Source organism: Brevibacillus reuszeri (genome assembly GCF_001187725.1).
GTDB lineage: Bacteria > Bacillota > Bacilli > Brevibacillales > Brevibacillaceae > Brevibacillus > Brevibacillus reuszeri.
Genome location: NZ_LGIQ01000016.1, coordinates 49083 through 68011, shown reverse-complemented (window position 1 = coordinate 68011; position 18929 = coordinate 49083). Strand labels below are relative to the sequence as shown.

Below are 18929 nucleotides of genomic sequence, written 5' to 3'. Positions count from 1 at the left end.
AATGGACATAAACGGGGTATAATATACGTAATGGAAATGTGTTAGACAAAGGAGAGGTTGCCCAATGATGTCATATGAAGCATATATGAGCCAAGTGATTCAACCAATGCGTGATGAATTGACTCGCAACGGATTCCAAGAGCTTCGCACTGCGGAAGAAGTAGAGCAAACACTGCCTAACCAAACAGGCTTGTCTCTGGTTGTAGTGAACTCCGTTTGTGGCTGTGCTGCTGGTCTTGCACGTCCAGCTGTTGTTCATTCCTTGAACCATTCCACGAAGCCAGACCATATCTACACGGTATTTGCTGGACAAGACAAAGAAGCGACTGCAAAAGCTCGTGAGTATTTTGAAGGCTATGCACCTTCCTCCCCGTCCTTTGCGATCATGAAGGATGGCAAGATCATGACAATGATCGAGCGTCACCAGATTGAGAACAACGATCTGCAAACGATCTCCAATCTTTTGACCAGTGCTTACGAGAAGTTCAGCGAGTAAAAGAATAGAACGTACATCAAGACGCTCGGATAACGGGCGTCTTGTTTGTACGCATGAAGCTTACATACAATAAGAGGATGGAAAAGGTTTCTACTACCAGAAAAGGAGGCGAGAACAGGATGAAAACCCGTTCATTTGGACGAGACCCTCATCAAGTTTCTTTGCTTGGGTTTGGTGCCCAGCGGATTGTAGATGAGCATGATTGTACAGAGGAAGAGGCAGTCGCGATTATTCGCCGTGCTGTGGAAGCCGGGGTTAACTATTTTGATACAGCGCCTAGCTACAGTGATGGTCAATCAGAGACACGTGTCGGACTAGGGCTCAAGGGCTTGCGTGACAAAGTATGGATTGCAACCAAAACCGGGGGCAGGACACGTGATTTGGCACTCAAGGATTTGGAGGGCAGCCTGAAGCGGCTCCAGACGGATTATGTCAATGAATGGCGCATGCACAATATCATGCAGCCACATGACCTGGAAGCGATTTTTGCCAAGGGCGGAGCGCTCGAAGCATTGCTGGAAGCAAAGGAACAAGGACTGATCAAAAAAATTAGCATCAGTGGCCATACAGACCCTCGTCTTTTGGCAGAAGCGATTCGCCGTTATCCATTTGACAGTGCGTTGGTAGCTCTTTCTGCGCTTGATCACTTTATTTACAGCTTCGCCCACGATTTCGTGCCGCAAGCCGTAGAAAATGGTGTTGCCGTAATCGGGATGAAGGTAATGGGGCTTGGAAAGCTGGCTCCGTGGACAGAGCAAGCGCTTCGTTATACCTGGAGCCTGCCTGTTGCAACCTCAATCCTTGGCGTCAGCAAAATGGAGGAGCTGGAGGCTGATCTTGCTGCTGCAAATACATTCGTGCCGATGACAGATATTGAACGAGTGGAGCTGTTCCGCGAGATCATGCCGCTGGTTCGTCCGGACGTTCTGCGCTGGAAAGCACGTGAATGGATGTCTGGTGAGTGGTATCAGCTACCCGAGTTGCCTTTTCTGAAGCAGCAGGACAAGTGAGTGGATAAGTCCTTTTTCCATTAATGTGGGAAAGAGGGCTTTTATTTCGCTTGTTATTATACTAAAATATTTAATATATAGAAAAAAGTAAGGGGATACATATGAGCAAGCTTGTGGTTATTACAGGCGTAACCAAGGGATTGGGCAGGGCGATGGTAGATCGCTTCCATGAAGCCGGCTGGACAGTAGCAGGCTGCGGACGTTCGGAGGAGGAAGTGATGCGACTACGCAGCCAATTCGGAGATAAGCATGATTTTACGGTAGTCGATGTAGCGAATTGGGGACAGGTAGAAAAATGGGCAGAGCATGTCTTTGCTGAAGCTGGTGCTCCTGATTTACTGATTAACAATGCTTCTATTGTGAATCGCAACAGTCCTGTCATGAATCTCACAGCGAGTGAGTTTTCCACAGTCATGAATGTGAATGTAAACGGTGTTTTCCATATTACGCGGGCTTTTTTACCTGAGATGATTCAGCGCGGGCTGGGGGGAGTCATCGTCAATATCAGCTCTTATTGGGGCAGATATGGTGAAGCGATGCTAGCCCCTTATAGTGCTTCTAAGTTTGCCATCGAAGGCTTGACCCAGTCACTTGCTGCAGAATTACCTGCAGGAATGGCAGCGGTTGCCCTCGACCCCGGGGGAAGCATCGATACTTCTATGCTTCGTTCATGCTCGCCGGATGAAGTGGCATCTGCACCGAATCCAGATGCGTGGAGCCATGTTGCAGTTCCTTACATAATGGGGCTTGGTTCAGCAGCGAACGGAAAGTCGCTTACATGTCCGCCGGTAAACTAAAGAATCGTGAATGGAAGAGCTGTCCGAGGGAATCTCGGCAGCTTTTTTTATTTATAAAAAAGCTATGTCTTGCCAGGTTTTGTCTTATCAGCAAAAATAGTTGCGATCTTTTCCCACCATTTTCCGTCTCTTATAAATGTAGGAGCAAAAAGGCGGATAGCTGCGCAGCGAGCCTTTTTACTGAATCAGAAAGTAGCTCTCCTCGCACTCGCATCCTGGTTCAGCGGGCACAACCTACTCTAGCATCCGGTAGCGTTATCCATGAACTGGACTCGACAAGAGGTTTTTTATAGGAGGATTAGACAGATGCAGGACGATAGGGTGATTGTTGAGGAGGTCCTTCAGGGGAACAAAGAAGCTTACACTCAGATCATACAAAAATATAACAAACGAATTCGCTTGCTCATTCGCAAAATGATCGGGCAATCCGTGCATGAGCAGGATATGGCTCAGGAAATCTTTATCAAGGTGTATTATCACTTGGGCGAATACAACAAAAACTTTGCGTTTGGAGCGTGGTTGTACAGGATCGCGACGAATTATTGCTTCGATGAGCTGCGAAGACGCAAAAGGTCCTTCCAGATGACAAACGATGAAGTGGAGCTGTTCACAACCGAGACACCCGAGCTGGAGTATCTGGCGAAAGAGCAAAGAGCCTTTTTGCAAAACCGGATGATGACCCTCGAGCCCAAATATCGTATCGTCCTGGAACTTCGCTACCTCCAATTTATGAGCTATGAAGAAATTAGTGAAAAGCTGGGTGTTCCGCTTAGTACCGTTCGAACACGCATCTCCAGAGGAAAATCGAAGCTAAGAGATTCCATAACGAGAACAGGAAAAGGGGGTGACTTTTATCTATGACATGCTTGGATAAAGTTATGCTGGACGCTTTTTTGGAAGACCAGCTCTCTTTCGAGGAAAAGCAAGAGCTACAGCATCATTTGATGACATGCGGCTCATGCCTAAACAGGTTTGAACAATATATGGATGGATTGGACATGACTGATGGCGAAGAAGAACAATGGGATACAGAGGCAATTGTCCAAAATGTCATGGAAAAACTCCCCGCCTATCCGTTGAAGGTGCTTAAAACGATTGACCCTCAATCATCCGTTCAAAAAAACTGGAAAAAACGGAGTGTGGATATAGTGAAGAAAACGACAATAGCAGTTGCTGGATTGGCAGTAATCGTAACACTCGGAACGGCTGTTTCCCCTACATTTGCTTCTTATGTAAGTGGATTGTATCAAGCCGTAGGCATCTCGAGCCCTGTAAGCCAGATCAAGGGGCCTTATGCAAATGTTAGTAATCAAGTCGTCAGCTTGTTCGATGAGAAAGAGACGGATCGGGGAGTACTTGCGGCAGCCACCAAAGGGTTTGTAAAACCACTCGATTTGAAAGCGACAGATCAGGGGTTAACCGTGGAAGTAAAGGCAGTTTTGGCTGATCCATTGCGCTTGGCGATTTTGGGATCTGTGACGAAGAAGGATGGAACAAAAATGAATTCACTCGTGGAGGACCAATATACGATCATTGACAGTTCAAATGTAAATGAATTCCGTGAGATTCGATTAAAGGACAAAAACGGGAAAGTATTGACTCCCTTCTACAAAAAGAATTTGGAGGCATTTGAGTGGAGACTACTGCAAAACGGTGAAAATTTTTTGATTCAACGAGACCTGACCAATTTCTTTGATGAAAAAAATCCGCTACCAGACGAACTCATTGTAGAGCTGCGAGTGAAGCGCTTGGGCGAAACAAAAGGAACCTGGAATCTGGATATTCCGATTGATATGCGACCAGCCAAGGCTGCTTCGAAAACAGTAGCGATCAACAAGCAGTTTTCTGGTCCACAAGAAACGTTCGTTGCTCTACAGGAGGTGCGGTATGCGCCAAGCGGTACACAATTCGTGTTTTCAGAGAATAAAGCAGGGAAAGGAAAAAGCTTTCTTCATTATCAATTAATTGATGAAAAGGGTACAAATCTTGGCAGCTGGGAAGAAATAAGAGTGAGATTTTATGAAGGTGACGACTACCCTGATACAAACGTGATCTGGAATGGTCCTAGTCGTGTCGAAGCTGTAGACTGGTTTGAAACGAAGAAATGGATTCACACGTTTACCCCAATTGAAAGTACACAGAAAGCAACGATGAAGCTGGATGCTGTCTATACAGAGGAGAAGTCTTCTTTCCGTACAAAACTGAACTTGGCTGAACTTGAGAAAAAACCAATAAAAGCGGAGAGTGATGGAAATCAATTTACGTTCCAATTGGTTCAGAAGCAAATTGATAGCGGGCGTATCGTCTACGAAATGAAAGTAGAAGGTACGCTTGCCAAAGACATTGCTGCTATTGTTACTCGAACTTGGAAAGCAACAGATGAGGAAGGGAAAGCAGCTGTGAGAGCGCTGGGGGCCATGTCCAAAAAAGCAGTACAGAAAGATGGCAGGGTAGAGTTCAGTGGCCAACTCGCTATAATTAGCGAAAAGGAAGATTTGAAAGAGGTTACGCTTTCGTTTGACCAGATGATCAAAGAGCACAAGGTGGATTGGGAAATTCCACTTCAACGAGAAAAGTAATCGTACGTGTCGATCCATGAATCACCAAAAAGCCGCTCGTTCCTGAAAAGGACTCGGGCGGCTTTTTGTGCAAAAAATATGTCTAAAGCGACGAGCTGGCTGATTGACTGGGCTTTTCACGCTGGAAAAAGGAGTGCAGCAGACAGAGCAGGACGGAAGCCGTCGCGACAAGCGTTGCTAGCAACAAAGTAGGTTCAACTCCACCCTGATCATACATGTAGCCAATCGCAAGTGGACCGAGCAGTCGCCCTCCTGTCGTAATTGCTCCCACTACGCCTAAATAAAACGGTGCGAACTCCCCGGTTCTTTCTGTAATAAATGTAGGGATGGTAGGGGAGATCAGCATTTCACCAAAAGTTGTAATGATCATTCCAGCGATAAACGCGGAGTAGCTGTCGTGGTACAAGAACATAAATCCGAAGCCTACTGCATACAGAACTGCACTGGCAATGAGTTGGGCAGACAGATTTTGTCGCATGATGCGCTTGAGCCAGGACGTAATCGGTTGACCCGCAAAAATGATAATGCCATTGACCGTCCAGAGCCAGCTATAAGAGGATAGCGGCATCCCTTTTTCAGTAATGTAAGGAGCCACGCCTGTGTTCCAAACGGTATTGGAAAAGAAGATGAAGCCAGCACCAAGCGCCATGAACAAATAGAGCTGATAGCGAAAAAGCAGGGTAAACGGATTTGTGCGCTTCTTTTCCTTGTGTGCTTTGGCAGCGTCTCCAATGAGTTCTTGATGTGACATGTTTTTCATAAATAGGAAGAAAAACAAGGCAAACAGCAATGTGCTCACACTGTTGAACAAAAAAGTAAGCTGAAAGGAAAATGTTGCGATCACACCAGCCAAGGAGGTGCCGATTGCCATCCCTAAGTTATTTCCAACATAGACAATGTTAAACAATTCTCTGCGCTGTTCTTTCCAACGAAAACCGATAAATGCCTGAATGGCTGGAAAGGACAGGTTGAACGTGAAGCCAAGTCCAGTCATAAGTGCCAAATAAAGGGGCCAGCTATGCACAAAAGGAATCGACAGCTGAATGAGACCTTGAACGAACAGAGCTCCTACAATTAGGCGCTTGGCTCCAAGTCGATGGAATAGTGAACCACCGACGAATTGTCCCACGATTCCGGCCAAGGATTGAATCATTAAAACAAAGCCGGCTTCAGTCATGGAGCGTTGTAAAATCGTATGTACGTATAGCGTAGTGAGGGGCCACATGAAGGCGCTGCCAGAAGAGTTGATGAAGCTGGCAACCAGGAAAAATAGCGCTTCGCGTGGATAACGATTAAGCAGGGACGCTGGGGAAAACACGGTGACTCACCCCTTAAAAATGGATTTACAAGTAGTATAGCGATCATCAAATACTTTGTAAACTAAAAAGTATAATAAGTATATATAACCCAAATAAAGGCTGCTCCACTTTTTTCGGTTTCGAGTTATACTAAACAAAGTGGAGAGTTGAGTTACATGGATACGAAGACTAAAGGTGGAGTAGTTTTTTATGCGAATATGGAAACGAGTGTTGCTCCTGATGCTTGTAGTTATCGCTGCAACAGCAGGGTACTACGGATATTCCTTCTATGAGTTTGCACAAAATATTCAAGAGCCGAATGTGATAACGCCGGCGCCACCAGATGGTGGGGCAGCGACAAAGGCAGCCGAGATCCCGCAGTGGGACGGCAAGGAGCGAGTCAACATCCTGCTGATGGGTGTAGACCGCAGGGGTGTGAAAAATAACGGACTTCCGCGTTCGGATTCGATGATGCTTGTCAGTGTAGACCCGCTGACGAAGCGATATGATTTATTCTCGATTTTGCGGGATACGTATGTCGATATACCGGGCAACGGAAGCTCCCGGATTAATTCCGCGATTGTTGACGGTGGACCGGAGCTCGCAATGAAGACCGTGAGTCAATTTACGGGATTGCCAGTGGATCGCTACGTCATTACCGATTTCGAGGGCTTCAAGGCACTGATTGATGCTGTAGGCGGCGTGGAGCTGGATGTAGAGAAAAACATGTACTACCACGATCCGACTGACAAGGGCGTTTACGATATTCATTTGAAAAAGGGCTTGCAGCAGTTGGACGGAAACAAAGCCTTGCAATACGTGCGTTTTCGTCATGATGCTACCTCAGATTATACGCGCACCGAGCGGCAGCGTAAATTATTGGCCGCAATAGCAAATCAGATGAAAAATGGTACGACCTTGATTCAATTGCCAAGCATTTTGAAAGAAGTTACGCCATATGTCCAAACGAATATCGGCTCGATGGATATGCTGAAGCTATCCGCACTCGGACTCAGCTTGAATACGCAGTCGCCAGGAAACTATCAGCTGCCTCCGATGGGAATGTTCCGTGAATCAAACAAAGCAGGAGCCGTTTTGGTTCCAGATGTAGATCAGGTCCAAACCTTTATTCAGGAAAAGCTTCAACCACCTACTACCGAAGCCATGCAGCCGGTGGAAGAAAAACAGAGCAGCACGCCAAATTGAGCGTGCTGCTTTTTTTTGCCTACAATTTTACCTACTATTACTATTGACTTACTATTTTCAAAAGAGATATAATCCGACTTGTATCATGAAAATATGCAAAACGAACATAATATACGTGGAAATCTTTCTTATCAAGAGAGGCGGAGGGACAGGCCCTATGAAGCCCGGCAACCGGTCTATTTTCGAATAGACGTCGCGGTGCCAATTCCTACAAGATTAATTGGATCTTGATAGATGAGAAGGGTGGATGCGAACGTATAAATTGCGTTGCAGCCCCTTTTTCGTTTGATGAAAAAGGGGCTCGTTTGTTTTTTACGGGAGGTGGAAATGGTTGATTCAACTGCGAGAGCTGCATAAGAGCTATCTGGTACAAGGTAATAATATCCCGGCATTAATGGGAATTAACCTCTCTATTAAAAAGGGAGAGATATACGGCATTATTGGTCATTCCGGCGCGGGGAAAAGTACATTGATTCGTTGTATGAACCTGCTGGAACGCCCAACTACAGGCGAGGTCATGATAGACGGTGTTGATTTGACCAAGCTGGACGATCGGAAGCTGCAGGAGCAGCGACGTCATATCGGTATGATTTTTCAACACTTTAATTTGCTGTCCTCGGCTACAGTCGGAGAAAACATCGCTTTTCCGTTGAAGCTAGCAAAGCGCCCAAAGGCCGAGATTAAGAAAAAAGTCGACGAACTGTTAAAGCTGGTAGGCCTCGAGGATCATCGGGACAAATATCCAGCACAGCTGTCAGGCGGACAGAAGCAGCGAGTGGGGATTGCACGTGCATTGGCGAACGACCCGAAGGTACTCCTGTGTGACGAAGCTACTTCGGCACTCGACCCGCAGACGACCAACTCCATTTTGGCATTGCTTCTGGACATTAATCGCAAGCTGGGATTGACCATTGTGCTGATTACGCATGAGATGCAGGTCATCCGTCAAATTTGTGATCGCGTAGGTGTCATTGACGGTGGACTCATTGTCGAGGCAGGCGATGTGGTCGAAGTATTCCTCAAGCCGAAGCATCCGACTACACAGGAATTTGTGGAGCAGGTGGCTGATTCCCATGAGCTGCGCGAAGCAGTAGCATATGAGAAGGCTTCTGGTAATCGTACAATCGCACGCGTCACTTTCCTGGGTGAGCAGACGTACAAGCCGATTCTTTTCCAAACGATGCAAGAGACGGGCACTGTGTTCAGTATCCTGCAAGGCACGATCTCACGGATGAAGGACACTCCGTACGGCCAACTGGTGGTCGAGCTCGAAGGCAGTGCAGAACAAAACTCGCAGACGATCGAGAAGCTGCGTCAGCGTGGCCTGGAAGTGGAGGTGATTTAGATGGAGTGGTTGGAACTTAAAAATGTGGATTGGTCCGAGATTGGCATTGGAACCGTTGATACTCTTTCCATGCTTGGCTTTTCAACCCTGTTTACCATCTTAATCGGATTGCCGCTAGGTGTGATCCTCTTCCTCACCTCAAGAGGACAGCTTTTGGCCAACCGTGGATTTTATCTCGTCGCCTCTTTTGTGGTGAACGTCCTGCGTTCCGTTCCGTTTATCATTTTGATGATCTTATTGATTCCTGTTACCAAAGCAATTGTAGGTACATCACTCGGCGTGCTCGGCTCCATTCCACCGCTGGTTATCGGGGCTGCACCGTTTTTTGCCCGCTTGGTTGAAACCTCTTTGCGGGAAGTGGATCGTGGTGTGACTGAGGCAGCGCAATCCATGGGTGCTTCGAACTGGCAAATCGTCTTGAACGTACTTTTGCCCGAGGCTCGTTCGGGCCTGATTGCAGGGATTACGATTACGACAGTCGCTCTCGTTTCCTATACGGCGATGTCTGGGGTTATCGGTGGCGGTGGCTTGGGTGACCTGGCGATCCGTTATGGATATCAGCGTTTCCAGACGGATGTCATGATTGTGACGGTTGTTATTTTGTTGGTGTTGGTTCAGATCTTACAATCGCTGGGGGACCGACTGGTTCTGAAATACAGCCGCAAGTAAGGTCTTTCCATAAAACGTTTTAGAAGTGGTTTACAAATAAAAGGGGGAAATCTACTGTGAAGAAACTGGTTGTATCTGTACTTTCTACTGTATTAGCATTTTCTTTGGCAGCTTGCGGAAGCAAAACAGAAACCGCACCTGCTCCATCTACAGGTGGCGCTCAGGGTGGACAACAAGAAGTTACTTTGAAAATTGGTGCTACTGCTGTACCACACGCAGAAATCCTGAAGTTTGTTCAGCCTAAGCTGAAGGAACAAGGTGTAAACCTGGAGATCAAAGAATTCACTGACTATGTACAACCAAACGTACAAGTAAACGAAAAACAACTGGACGGAAACTTTTTCCAACATAAACCATACCTTGAGCAATTCAATAAAGACCAGAACATGACTTTGGAGCCTGTGACTGCGGTGCACATCGAGCCATTCGGTGCTTACTCCAAAAAAATCAAAAGCGTTGATGAGCTAGTTGATGGCGCAACAATCGCACTGCCAAACGACGTAACCAACAACGGTCGCGCACTGGCTCTCCTCGACAAAAACGGCGTAATCAAGCTGAAAGACGGCGTAGGCATCAGCGGTACGGTAAAAGACGTCGTAGAGAACAAGAAAAACCTGAAATTCAAAGAAGTTGAGGCTGCTATGCTGCCGCGCGTTCTGGATGAAGTAGATCTGGCTCTGATCAACACGAACTATGCGTTGGAAGCGAAGCTCGTACCTGCCAAAGATGCTCTGTTCATCGAAGACAAAGAGTCTCCATATGCAAACTTCCTGGTAGCTCGTGCTGACAACAAAGATTCCGAAGCCATGCAAAAGCTGGCAAAAGAACTGAACTCGCCTGAAGTGAAAAAATTCATCGAAGACACATACCAAGGCGCGATTCTCCCAGCGTTCTAAGTAACAAGTTATTTGAACGATCACATAAACCCAATCTGGTTACCACAGCTGATTGGGTTTATTTTCCTTTATAATAGAATAAATATTCATAAAATTAAATTAAATATCTTCAAACCCCATTCTCAAGCCCATTTCTGTCGAGTATATTGGTGTCGATAGAAAAAAATTGATAAGGGGGAATATTTGAATGAGACAGAAAATTTCTATCATTACCGGTATGATTATGATTGTCGGAATGATTTTGACAGGGTGTGCAGGAGGGGGACAGACGCAGCAGCAGCCTCAGCCGAATTCACCAAGCCCCGGTGGGGCGACACAGGTGGCTGAATCAAAAGCTCCGCAAATCTTCCGCGCAAACTTGACGAGTGAGCCTTCGACGGCTGATCCTGGGCTAGCCAAGGACGCTACCTCGGGAACGGTCGTGCGTGCTACCTTTGACGGCCTGACCCGTCTGGATGCTGCCTCCAAACCGATGAATTCGATAGCTTCGGACGTAAAGGTCTCGGAGGATAACCGGATCTATACGTTCACGCTCCGCGATGCCAAATGGAGTAATGGCGATCCGGTGACTGCCCAGGATTTTGAGTTTGCCTGGAAGCGTGTGCTTGATCCTAGCTTGGGAGCGGAGTATGCTTATCAGCTCTATTACATCAAGAATGCTGAAAAGGTACACAAAGGGCAGGCAAAAGCCGATGAGCTCGGCGTGAAGGTCATCGACGACAATACATTAGAGGTGACACTGGAGAATCCTACGCCATTTTTCCTGGAGCTGACTGCTTTTTATACGTATTATCCTGTACCGAAAAAAGTGGTGGAAGCGAATCCGAAGTGGGCATTCGAAGCAGCGACACATGTGGCCAACGGTCCGTTCAAAATGACGGAATGGAAGCACAAGAGCAAGATCGTTCTGGAAAAGAACGAAAATTACTGGGATAAAGACGCAGTCAAGCTCGATAAGATTGAGTTTGTGATGATTGAGGATGATAGTACGGCCTTGTCCATGTTTGAAAACAATGAGCTGGACTGGGCAGGTCAACCATTGGGGGGATTGCCGGTAGATGCGATTCCATCCCTGAAGGAATCCGGAAAGCTGGTCATTCATCCAAAAGCGACCATGTACTGGTACAAGATCAACACGACCAAAGGACCGCTTAGCAATGCGAAAATTCGCAAAGCATTGGCCTATGCGGTAAACCGTCAAACGATCGTGGACAACATCACACAGGTAGGACAGGTGCCAACGATGGGCCTCTTGCCGCAGTCCATGATTGTGAAGCCAGAGGGCTACTTCAAGGATAATGATGTCGAGACAGCCAAAAAGCTGCTTGCAGAAGGAATGGCAGAGCTAGGCTTGACCAAGCTGCCTCCAATCTCACTCTCGTATAATACGACAGATCGCCACACCAAGATCGCTGAAGCGCTGCAAGACCAATGGAAAAAGGGCCTCGGCATTGATGTGAAGCTTTCCAACAAAGAATTCAAGGTGCATTTGCAAGACATGCATGAGCTGAAATACGAGCTGGGACGCCTCGGCTGGAACGCAGACTTTAATGACCCGATCAACTACCTGGAAATGTTCCGTGACGCCAATACGGGAAACAACGATACAGGCTGGGAGGACCCACGCTACCAAGAGCTGTTGAAGCAATCTGCCTTGGAAGGAAATCCGGAGAAGCGTAAAGAGCTGTTTGCTCAAGCTGAACAGATTTTCATGGATGCTATGCCTGTGATCCCGCTCTTTACGGATGTAGACGTATGGGTACAAAGTGACAAGGTAAAAGATGTACAAGTAGATGGACTCGGCTTCATTGATTTGAAGTGGGCAAGCAAAACAGAGTAAACGATTGAACGGTCCGTAACAAAAGGGTCATGACCGTTTTATGAAAAACGTCGAGATCGCTTTTCACAGAAAAAAGCGGGCAAGAAGAGGAATCCCGTAGCCATTGAGTGAGGCTGCCAGAAAAACTTCTTGTCCGCGTTTTTTTAGTCAGAGAGAATGCCTATATCACGGAATTAAAATCCCAAATCGAGCGTTTTGCCTGTTTCTGCGTAGGTTTTGATGTTGGAGAGAATCATTGGCCAGTGATTGCTTGTATTGGCGTAAGAGGGATGATCCTTTGTCCATTGGTCGTTCATTAGGGTTAACTTTGTGCATTGGCCGACCGGCTCTAGAGTAATAGTGACACGTGTCTCTAGTTCAGCATGGTTTTCATAGTAAGAAGGACCAGGATGCTCGAGGTAGCTGATGATTCGGTTTGGTTCGAACTCCAGCAACTTGCCATATACATGTACGGTTTGGTCACCATCGTTTCCAGGACCCACATAAGCTAACTCGTCACCTACTTGAAAAGAAGAGCGAATCGTGCACCCCCAGAAAATTGCAGATACACCTTCATCAGAAACAAGAACATGCCATACTTGCTCGGGGGTAGCTCCGATATAAAAATCGTAATGAAGATCCATATTCGTGCCTCCTGTGATTTCTAAAGTTTGGAATTGAAAACATTCCTTTCAACCACTACTCTTAGTATAAACAGGAATGGATAGGTCGTATTGTAAAAACGCGACAGGAGGCCGGGCATGGATAAAATAGCAGAAAAGTTTCCGAAGGGCGTTCTGCACGCATTGATCGGAGAGAAAAAATTCTCGCTCAGCAGATTGCAGCCGTCAGCAGAAATTGGTTATTTTGTGCAGCATTATTGGATTGTCAGATGGGATTTACGAGGACAAGCCCCCTATTCCCAAGTCGTCATTGCGCATCCAAATGTAAACCTCGTTTTTGAAAAAGGGGCGAGCGGGATCTTCGGGGTAGCGAAAACGACCTCCTCCCACTTGCTGAAAGAACAGGGCTGGGTCTTCGGAATAAAGTTCAAGCCAGGGGGCTTTTATCCGTTTTTGCAGGCGCCTGTCTCTACATTAACTGGCGGTGTGATCGGTCTTGAGGAAGTATTCGGCATCGATACAAATCAGCTGGAGGCTGAGATCCTAAGCCAGCCTGATGACGCAGCGATGTTGAGACTGGCCGAACAATTGTTAACTGCCCATATGCCAGAGCAAGATCCAAACACCGCGCTGGTTGCCGATATCGTCCAGATGATTCAGCAAGACCGGACGATCCTGAGAGTAGAGGATGTAGTACATCTTACTGGCATGAATAAGCGTACCATGCAGCGAATGTTTGACCGGTATGTAGGCGTCAGTCCGAAGTCGGTCATTCAGCGCTATCGCCTGCATGAGGCGGCTGAGCGTATGGATCAGGGAACCGCAGGGGATTGGCTGGATCTGTCCATCGCGCTTGGTTATTACGATCACTCGCATTTTATTCGCGATTTCCGTTCGATCGTAGGGGTTTCACCAGAAGAATATCGCCAATACAAGTAAAAAAAGAGCTGACCTCCGCTATTGAACGGATGTATCAGCTCTTTTTTCTATTATATTAGCCGATGTATCGCGGTCTTTTAAAGCCTGCCTCTTTGGTCGCTATCACAACGATGCCTTCATCTGAATCCAGTACAGACGGCCCATCGTGATAAATGACGCCCTGAAGAGAGGGTATGGAGCCATGAACCTTTCTCGCTCGTTGTGCCAACAAAGAGCGCCAAACTTGGCGAGCAACATGTCTGGATACAGGTCTGACGTGACCCGATACAGTCATGTGGGCATTCGATTTTCGAGATGGCATGGCATCGTTCCCCTTTCTAATATGGTTTCAAAGTAATAGAAGAGATCTTCATTCAGACGGATCAGCTCTTCTGCGATTTCGTTCAGCTCCATCGGCACTTCTTTGGCTAACAGATGAATAGTAAAGACAAATATTTTCGCCACAGTAAAACTGAGGATGAGCTCTTTTTCATTCCCGTATTTCTTGCCCGTATACGAAATAACCTTTTTGTTTGTTAGAAAGGAATCGACTACGTAGCTTCTGGGATGGCTGCTACTTACATTGTATTCCAAAAAGTACGTTTTTGCATGATCTTTTATCGCGCCTGACACGCCGATTTGAACCAATGCTTTGCCATCTTCTGTCAATTGAAACAGCGTTGTGCCTTTTACTCGAAAATCGGCCATCGGGTAAAACTCGTTGTGTAAAGCGCCGAGCACAGCATGAATACGGGGAATCATCTGGTCGCTGGACTCGATGGCGGAGAGGAGAAACCGCGCATGAGACTCTAGTCTGTGGATGTAGCTCTGGCTTTCTTTTTCCGATACGCCCTGCGCCAGCGGTCCAAGCTTCTGCAGCTGTCGCCTGATTTGATGACAGGCAGAACCGATTTTTGCTGGAAAAAGGGTGGGGTCAGCCGTGTGTTCATACGTGATGGGCGCAATCCCGAGCAAATCTGTTGGCAGATGCAATCCGGGAACATGGCGTGGCGTTAGAAAGAAGACCCGTTCGATCCCGAGCCGTCCGGTAAAGAGACCAAATTCAAATAGCACATTGTCACGGACCGTTTTGACTTCCTGTTTCCGATAGGTAGTCAGATCGTCTGGTGTAAAAACAAAAACGGCAAAATCCACCTGTTTGCTCATTTCGATCAGATCGTGCAGCGTGACACTGCTTGGATCAAAAACACCCTGGGGCCAAACGATGCAGTCAGCATCATGCTCAAGAGCAGACTGAATTTCGTAGGCAACAGGGAGGCCTTCCACGGATGATCCGATAAAAATTTCCGGCTTTTGCTTATTGTGCATGCTGCCACACTCCTTCTGGCAACCCATTCCTTACCAAACCAATTACTTCCAGTGTAGAGGAATTCTCCTATTTTGCATAGTTTTTCTTGCCCGAGGCATACTTCCTTTGATGAAGGTTTCGAATTTATTTCCCTTAATATACTTTGATATTCGAATAAAACATAATTAAACTTGCTTAAAATGTCTTCAATATTACTAAAAATGAAGTATATTGTTGGAGTAGCTTTCAATGGAGTTTTACCGATATAAAGGGGGTCAACACCAATGAAAAAAAGCGTATTTGCAGCTATGAGTTCTATTCTGGTTTTGAGTGCGGCGCTGGCAGGCTGTGGCGGCGGCGGTGAAAAAACCGGTGAACAAGGAGCTTCTACTGGTAAGGAGCAAACTAGCGGTCCAAAAGTATTGCGCATGAACATGCACAGCGAGCCACCAACAGCTGACCCTGCGTTGGCTGAGGATTCAACATCCGGTGCGCTTCTCCGTGCAACATTTGATGGACTTACTCGTATTAATGAAGATGGTAAACCTCACGAGTCCGTAGCTGAAAAAGTTGATGTATCTGAAGATGGCTTGACATACACGTTCCACCTGCGTGACAGCAAATGGAGCAACGGCGACGCTGTTACTGCAAAAGACTTTGAATATGCATGGAAGCGAGCGCTCGATCCGAAGCTTGGCTCCACTTACGCATATCAGTTGTACTACCTGAAAAATGCTGAAGAGTACAACATGGGTAAAGCGAAAGCAGACGAGGTTGGCGTAAAAGCACAAGATGATAAAACTCTTGTAGTGACATTGAAAAACCCAACTCCATTCTTCCTGGAGCTGACTGCTTTCTACACGTACTTCCCTGTTAACCAAAAAGTAGTTGAGTCCGATGCAAAATGGGCAGGAGAAGCAAAATCCCACGTAGGTAACGGTCCATTCAAGATCGACACTTGGGAGCACAAGAGCAAACTCGTTCTCGCGAAAAACGACAACTACTGGGATAAAGATGCTGTAAAACTGGACAAGATTGATTTCTCCATGGTTGAGGATGAAAACACAGAGCTGTCCATGTTTGACAATGGCGATCTGGACTGGGCAGGAGCTCCTATGAGCGCACTCCCTACTGACGCTGTTCCAGCATTGAAAGATTCCGGCAAAATGGAAACTCGTGCAATTGCGGGAACTTACATGTACAAATTCAATACGGAGAAAGCACCTTTCAACAACGCGAAAATCCGTAAAGCGTTTGCGTATGCAATTGATCGTAAATCCATCATCGACAACGTAACGCAAACGAACCAAGAGCCAGCAATGGGCCTCGTACCTCCAACAATGGCTGTGGCAACAAGCCCTTACTTCAAGGACAATGATGCAGAAACAGCGAAAAAATTGCTGGAAGAAGGTATGAAAGAAGAAGGCATCACCAAAATGCCTACTCTGACTCTGTCCTTCAATACTTCCGAGGGTCACAAAAAGATTGCAGAAGCGATCCAAGACCAATGGAAAAAAGTATTGGGTGTAGACGTGAAGCTGGAAAACAAAGAGTGGAAAGTATTCTTGGATGACATGCACCAAGGTAAATTCCAAATCGCTCGTTCCAGCTGGACTGGCGACTACAACGATCCATACACTTTCCTGGATCTGTTCAAGAACAAAAAAGGCAGCAACAACGATACCAACTGGGAAAATCCTAAATATCAGGAGCTGCTGAACAAATCTGCTCTTGAAAAGGACCCAGAAAAACGTAAACAAATCCTGGCTGAAGCAGAAGCAATCTTCATGGATGAAATGCCTGCAGCGCCAATCTACTACTACACTCATTCCTACGTGAAGAGCGACAAAGTAAAAGGTGTTGTTCTCGACGGTCTGGGCTTCGTAGACTGGAAATGGGCAGACATTCAATAATCGAACAACCATATGCGATACAAGAAGAAGGGCAATTACGCCCTTCTTTTTTTGTTTACATACTTGAACAATAAACTTTCTATTTATTCAAAATTTTATAACTAAAATAAAATAAAGTTGACTCTGCAGGCAGTTCAGATGGGTGAATAGCGAAAAGTAAAAAATGGAGAAGGTTCATAAATCCCTATTTTATAAGGTTTTATTGGCTTTTATAGAAGGGAGGAATCTTTTTCCGTTTTATTTTATCGATAAATTTATTTTTATAANTTAAATCAATCTAAAACATGTTTAAAAATAATATAAAAGGATGTATATTGAGAAAAGATTTAGAAAAGGGGGATTACTTGTATGAAAAAGAATGTTTTCGTAGCAATGAGTTCCATCCTCGTCCTTGGTGCAGCCCTCGCAGGTTGTGGCGGCGCAGGTAATGAAGCAGCTAAACCCGCAGACAACAACGCATCTCAAGGAGCTACAGCTGAAAAACCAGCTGCTGGACCAAAAGTATTGAGACTGAACCTGCACTCTGAGCCACCAACAGCTGACCCAGGTATTGCAGAAGATTCCACTTCCGGTACAATCATTCGTGCAACTTTCGAAGGTCTGACTCGTAACGCCGGCGACGGTAAAGTACACGAGGCAGCAGCAGAAAGCTACACTGTTTCCGAAGATGGTAAAACATATACATTCAAAATCCGCGATGCAAAATGGAGCAATGGCGATGCTGTAACTGCTAAAGACTTCGAATATGCATGGAAACGCGCTTTGGATCCAAAAACAGCTTCCAACTATGCTTACCAGCTGTACTATGTAAAGAACGGTGAAGCATTCAACAAAGGAACTGCAAAAGTAGAAGACGTAGGCGTAAAAGCGCTTGACGATAAAACACTGGAAGTTGTTCTGGAAAACCCAACTCCTTTCTTCCCTGAGTTGACAGCTTTCTACACATACTTCCCTGTAAACCAAAAAGTAGTAGAAGCTAACGACAAGTGGGCTGCTGATGCAAAAACTCACGTAGGTAACGGACCGTTCAAGCTTGACCTGTGGGAGCACAAAAACAAGCTGAACCTGGTGAAAAACGATAACTACTGGGATAAAGACAACGTAAAATTGGACAAGATCGAATTCTCCATGGTAGAGGATGAGAATACAGAGCTGTCCATGTTCGATAACGGCGAACTTGACTGGGCTGGTGCACCTACAAGCGCACTGCCAACAGACGCTATCCCAGCTTTGAAAGATGCTGGAAAAATGAAAACCCAGCCAATCGCGGGTACTTACTGGTACAAATTCAATACGGAAAAAGCACCGTTTAACAACGTGAAAATCCGTAAAGCATTCGCATACTCCATCGATCGTCAAGCTCTGATCGACAACGTACTGCAAGCAGGTCAACTCCCTGCTACAGGTGCAGTACCACCGTCCATGGCTCTGAACAAAGATGGCTATTACAAAGACAAAGACCTGGAAACAGCGAAAAAGCTGTTGGAAGAGGGTATGAAAGAAGAAGGCATCACCAAGCTGCCAACCGTCACTCTTTCTTACAACACTTCCGAAGGTCACAAAAAGATTGCAGAAGCAATCCAAGACCAATGGAAAAAGCAACTCGGCGTAGACGTGAAGCTCGAAAACAAAGAGTGGAAAGTATACATCGAAGATTTGCATCAAGGCAGCTTCCAAATCGGTCGTATGGGCTGGTTGGGTGACTTCAACGATCCAATCAACTTCCTGGAGCTGTACAAGGACAAAAAAGGTGGCAACAACGACACCAACTGGGAAAATCCGAAGTACAAAGAGCTCTTGAACCAATCCGCTCTGGAGCAAGATCCAGAGAAGCGTAAAGCAATCCTGGCACAGGCTGAGCAAATCCTGATGGATGACATGCCGATCATGCCAATCTACTTCTACACGCAATCTTGGGTACAAAACGATAAAGTTACTGGCGTAGTTATCGACGGTCTCGGCCAAGTTGACTACAAAAATGCTGACATCGCTCAGTAATAGAAGGATGAGAAGAGAGGCGCCTAGCGTGCCTCTCTTCTTTTTTTGCTGAC

At 46.2% G+C, this 18929-nt stretch carries 17 protein-coding genes and 1 riboswitch; of the genes, 13 read left to right on the top strand and 4 right to left on the bottom strand.

Annotation, left to right across the window (positions count from 1 at the left end):
• The first annotated feature begins 64 nt into the window (after positions 1-64).
• The 5 genes from ADS79_RS30900 (at position 65) to ADS79_RS30880 (ending at position 4882) form a co-directional block, all read left to right on the top strand.
• Positions 65-496, top strand: coding sequence for a BrxA/BrxB family bacilliredoxin (locus tag ADS79_RS30900; protein ID WP_049742327.1), 432 nt, complete (start codon positions 65-67; stop codon positions 494-496).
• A gap of 119 nt (positions 497-615) precedes the next feature.
• Positions 616-1506, top strand: a complete 891-nt coding sequence (locus tag ADS79_RS30895) for an aldo/keto reductase (protein ID WP_049742326.1) — start codon at positions 616-618, stop codon at positions 1504-1506.
• A gap of 101 nt (positions 1507-1607) precedes the next feature.
• The gene (locus ADS79_RS30890; protein ID WP_049742325.1) at positions 1608-2303 is read left to right on the top strand and encodes an SDR family oxidoreductase; all 696 of its coding nucleotides are present in this window, start codon (positions 1608-1610) and stop codon (positions 2301-2303) included.
• A gap of 306 nt (positions 2304-2609) precedes the next feature.
• Positions 2610-3164: an RNA polymerase sigma factor gene (locus ADS79_RS30885; RefSeq protein WP_049742324.1), complete on the top strand. Its 555-nt coding sequence runs from the start codon at positions 2610-2612 to the stop codon at positions 3162-3164.
• Positions 3161-4882 carry a DUF4179 domain-containing protein gene (locus ADS79_RS30880; protein WP_049742323.1) on the top strand — a complete coding sequence of 574 codons (1722 nt, stop codon included), beginning with the start codon at positions 3161-3163 and terminating at the stop codon, positions 4880-4882. The genes ADS79_RS30885 and ADS79_RS30880 overlap by 4 nt, the downstream gene beginning before the upstream one ends.
• An 82-nt stretch (positions 4883-4964) precedes the next feature.
• Here ADS79_RS30880 and ADS79_RS30875 read toward each other — a convergent pair whose 3' ends face one another.
• Positions 4965-6200: an MFS transporter gene (locus ADS79_RS30875; protein ID WP_049742322.1), complete on the bottom strand. Its 1236-nt coding sequence runs from the start codon at positions 6198-6200 to the stop codon at positions 4965-4967.
• A gap of 190 nt (positions 6201-6390) precedes the next feature.
• On the opposite strand from ADS79_RS30875, the gene ADS79_RS30870 reads away from it, so the two are divergent.
• The 5 genes from ADS79_RS30870 (at position 6391) to ADS79_RS30850 (ending at position 12136) form a co-directional block, all read left to right on the top strand.
• Positions 6391-7386, top strand: a complete 996-nt coding sequence (locus ADS79_RS30870; protein WP_049742321.1) for an LCP family protein — start codon at positions 6391-6393, stop codon at positions 7384-7386.
• Between the two features lie 125 nt (positions 7387-7511).
• A riboswitch (SAM riboswitch) is annotated at positions 7512-7627 on the top strand.
• Between the two features lie 90 nt (positions 7628-7717).
• Positions 7718-8731, top strand: coding sequence for a methionine ABC transporter ATP-binding protein (locus ADS79_RS30865; RefSeq protein ID WP_049742320.1), 1014 nt, complete (start codon positions 7718-7720; stop codon positions 8729-8731).
• The gene (locus tag ADS79_RS30860; protein ID WP_049742319.1) at positions 8732-9400 is read left to right on the top strand and encodes a methionine ABC transporter permease; all 669 of its coding nucleotides are present in this window, start codon (positions 8732-8734) and stop codon (positions 9398-9400) included. It abuts the gene before it with no gap.
• 56 nt (positions 9401-9456) lie between these two features.
• Positions 9457-10296 (top strand): MetQ/NlpA family ABC transporter substrate-binding protein, encoded by an 840-nt coding sequence (locus tag ADS79_RS30855; RefSeq protein WP_049742318.1) that lies wholly within the window; start codon positions 9457-9459, stop codon positions 10294-10296.
• A 187-nt stretch (positions 10297-10483) separates the two neighbouring features.
• Positions 10484-12136, top strand: a complete 1653-nt coding sequence (locus ADS79_RS30850; protein WP_049742317.1) for a peptide ABC transporter substrate-binding protein — start codon at positions 10484-10486, stop codon at positions 12134-12136.
• 173 nt (positions 12137-12309) lie between these two features.
• Here ADS79_RS30850 and ADS79_RS30845 read toward each other — a convergent pair whose 3' ends face one another.
• Entirely contained in the window at positions 12310-12759 is a 450-nt protein-coding gene (locus ADS79_RS30845) for an SRPBCC family protein (RefSeq protein WP_049742316.1), read from the bottom strand.
• 117 nt (positions 12760-12876) lie between these two features.
• Between ADS79_RS30845 and ADS79_RS30840 the strand changes: the two genes are divergently transcribed.
• Positions 12877-13677, top strand: a complete 801-nt coding sequence (locus ADS79_RS30840) for a helix-turn-helix domain-containing protein (RefSeq protein WP_049742315.1) — start codon at positions 12877-12879, stop codon at positions 13675-13677.
• A gap of 55 nt (positions 13678-13732) precedes the next feature.
• On the opposite strand, the gene ADS79_RS30835 is transcribed toward ADS79_RS30840, so the two are convergent.
• On the bottom strand, positions 13733-13978 hold the full coding sequence (locus ADS79_RS30835; RefSeq protein ID WP_049742314.1) for a hypothetical protein: 246 nt from the start codon (positions 13976-13978) through the stop codon (positions 13733-13735).
• Positions 13948-14985 carry a nucleotide-binding protein gene (locus ADS79_RS30830; protein ID WP_049742313.1) on the bottom strand — a complete coding sequence of 346 codons (1038 nt, stop codon included), beginning with the start codon at positions 14983-14985 and terminating at the stop codon, positions 13948-13950. The genes ADS79_RS30835 and ADS79_RS30830 overlap by 31 nt, the downstream gene beginning before the upstream one ends.
• Before the next feature lie 264 nt (positions 14986-15249).
• On the opposite strand from ADS79_RS30830, the gene ADS79_RS30825 reads away from it, so the two are divergent.
• Together ADS79_RS30825 and ADS79_RS30820 are read left to right on the top strand one after the other, a co-directional pair.
• The gene (locus ADS79_RS30825; RefSeq protein WP_049742312.1) at positions 15250-16878 is read left to right on the top strand and encodes a peptide ABC transporter substrate-binding protein; all 1629 of its coding nucleotides are present in this window, start codon (positions 15250-15252) and stop codon (positions 16876-16878) included.
• 348 nt (positions 16879-17226) lie between these two features.
• Complete coding sequence (locus ADS79_RS30820) at positions 17227-18876, top strand: peptide ABC transporter substrate-binding protein (RefSeq protein WP_049742311.1); 1650 nt, start codon at positions 17227-17229, stop codon at positions 18874-18876.
• Positions 18877-18929 lie beyond the last annotated feature (53 nt).